The 1,505-nt window shown below is 64.2% G+C and carries 2 protein-coding genes and 1 pseudogene; all 3 read right to left on the bottom strand.

All coding sequences use genetic code 11. The features are described 5' to 3' along the window. Nucleotides 1-491, bottom strand: a pseudogene (locus EOD15_RS34125) (two-component sensor histidine kinase); the annotation flags it as partial. 49 nt (nt 492-540) lie between these two features. Continuing rightward, entirely contained in the window at nt 541-1,260 is a 720-nt protein-coding gene (locus EOD15_RS34120) for a response regulator transcription factor (RefSeq protein ID WP_013530014.1), read from the bottom strand. Beyond that, the coding region (locus EOD15_RS34115) for a MarR family winged helix-turn-helix transcriptional regulator (protein WP_148129812.1) at nt 1,247-1,505 on the bottom strand (259 nt) is incomplete at its 5' end. The genes EOD15_RS34115 and EOD15_RS34120, both read right to left, overlap by 14 nt.

The raw sequence follows: 1,505 nt of genomic DNA, 5'->3' as shown, positions 1-1,505 counted from the left end.
ATGTTGGAGTTGCCGACCGTGTCGATCCAGAACGGGCGGTTGATCTGGCGGGTGATCTCCGACGAGAGAACATCATCCAAAATCGAGAAAAACGGTTTTGGGCCGGGCGCGGGCAGCGGGTCGGGCGGCAGGAGGTCGACCTTCAACTGCATGCGGTCCTGGGCGATGCGTATGATGTTGGTGTAGTCGGCATCGCGCGGATAGGTCTCGATCAGGTCGATGATGGCCGCGATGTCGCGCACGGTGGCCTGCGACAGGCGCTGCGTCACGGTTGCCCAATGACGTTCCATGAAGACGAAGGCGACGACCGATTGCAGCAGGATCATCGGCGCGATGACGATGATCAGCGAGCGGGCATAGAGCCGCTTGGGCATATACAGCGAGACGAGGCGCCAGAAGCGGTTCCAGGCGCGCGGCACCGCCTTCAGCGTCCGCGCGGCGCGTGCGCTCAAGCCGCCATTGCCCGGCTGTTCCAGTTCCGTGGTTGCCATTCGCTCATTTCGCTTGCCCGCAGCCGCTCAGCAGGCCGCAGGCGGCATTCTATTCCACGCTGAGCCGATACCCAATACCGCGCACGGTCTGCAGCCAGACCGGGTTGGACGGATCGCGCTCGATCTTGCGGCGCAGCCGGTTGATCTGGACGTCGATGGTGCGCTCGCCGACCTCCGAATCGTCACCGACAAGCTCGTGGCGGGGTATCGTCTCGCCGGCCCTTGCCGCGAAGATCGCCAGGATCTCCTGCTCGCGGTCGGTCAGCTTCAGCGCCTCGCCGCCACGCTTCAATTCGCGCCGGGCGATCTGGAAGGTGTAAGGGCCGAAGACCAACTGCTCGACCTTGGGCGTGGTCGCCGGGCCACCACGGCGAAGGATGTTGTTGATGCGCAGGATCAACTCGCGCGGATCGAACGGCTTCGGCAGGTAGTCGTCGGCGCCGGCCTCCAGCCCTGAGATGCGGCTGTCGGTCTCCGACAGGGCCGTCAGCATCAGGATCGGTACGTTCTTTTCGGCTCGCAGCGACTTGGTCAGGTCGACGCCCGTTTCACCGGGCATCATGACGTCCAGCACCAGAAGGTCGAAGTCGAGGCCGGCAAGCTTGCGCCTGGCTTCGCCGGCATTGCCGGCGACGGTGACGCGAAAGCCGTTTTCGGTCAGATACTGCTTGAGAAGATTGCGGATGCGGGTGTCGTCGTCGACGACAAGCAGATGCGGCGCGTCGTCGTCCGGCGCGGCCGCGTGATCGACCCGTTCAGTGCTCTCCATGGCTTTTCCCTGACATTTTTGCGGACCCAACGTCGATCTGCGCCCTCAGTTCCGGATTGACCATCGCTTCGAGGAACCGTTCCACCAAGGTCCGTTCGGTTACTCCGGAATCCCCCAATGCAGCATGGATGCGGCGCGACTGTGGCCGCGCCAGCGCCAGCGCCAGCGCACGGCCCTTGGCGGTCGGATAAAGTTCGCGCTGTCGGCGGTCGCGCGGACCTTGCAACTGGACGACATGGTCGGTG

The sequence above is a fragment of the Mesorhizobium sp. M7A.T.Ca.US.000.02.2.1 genome, assembly GCF_003996995.1.
GTDB lineage: Bacteria > Pseudomonadota > Alphaproteobacteria > Rhizobiales > Rhizobiaceae > Mesorhizobium.
Note: the sequence above shows the minus strand (reverse complement) of the source record. Positions and strands in the feature narration are given on the sequence as shown.

Coding starts and splice junctions, on each gene's coding strand:
- EOD15_RS34120 (WP_013530014.1), bottom strand. CDS start 1,260: ATGGAGAGCACTGAACGGGTCGATCACGCGGCCGCGCCGGACGACGAC.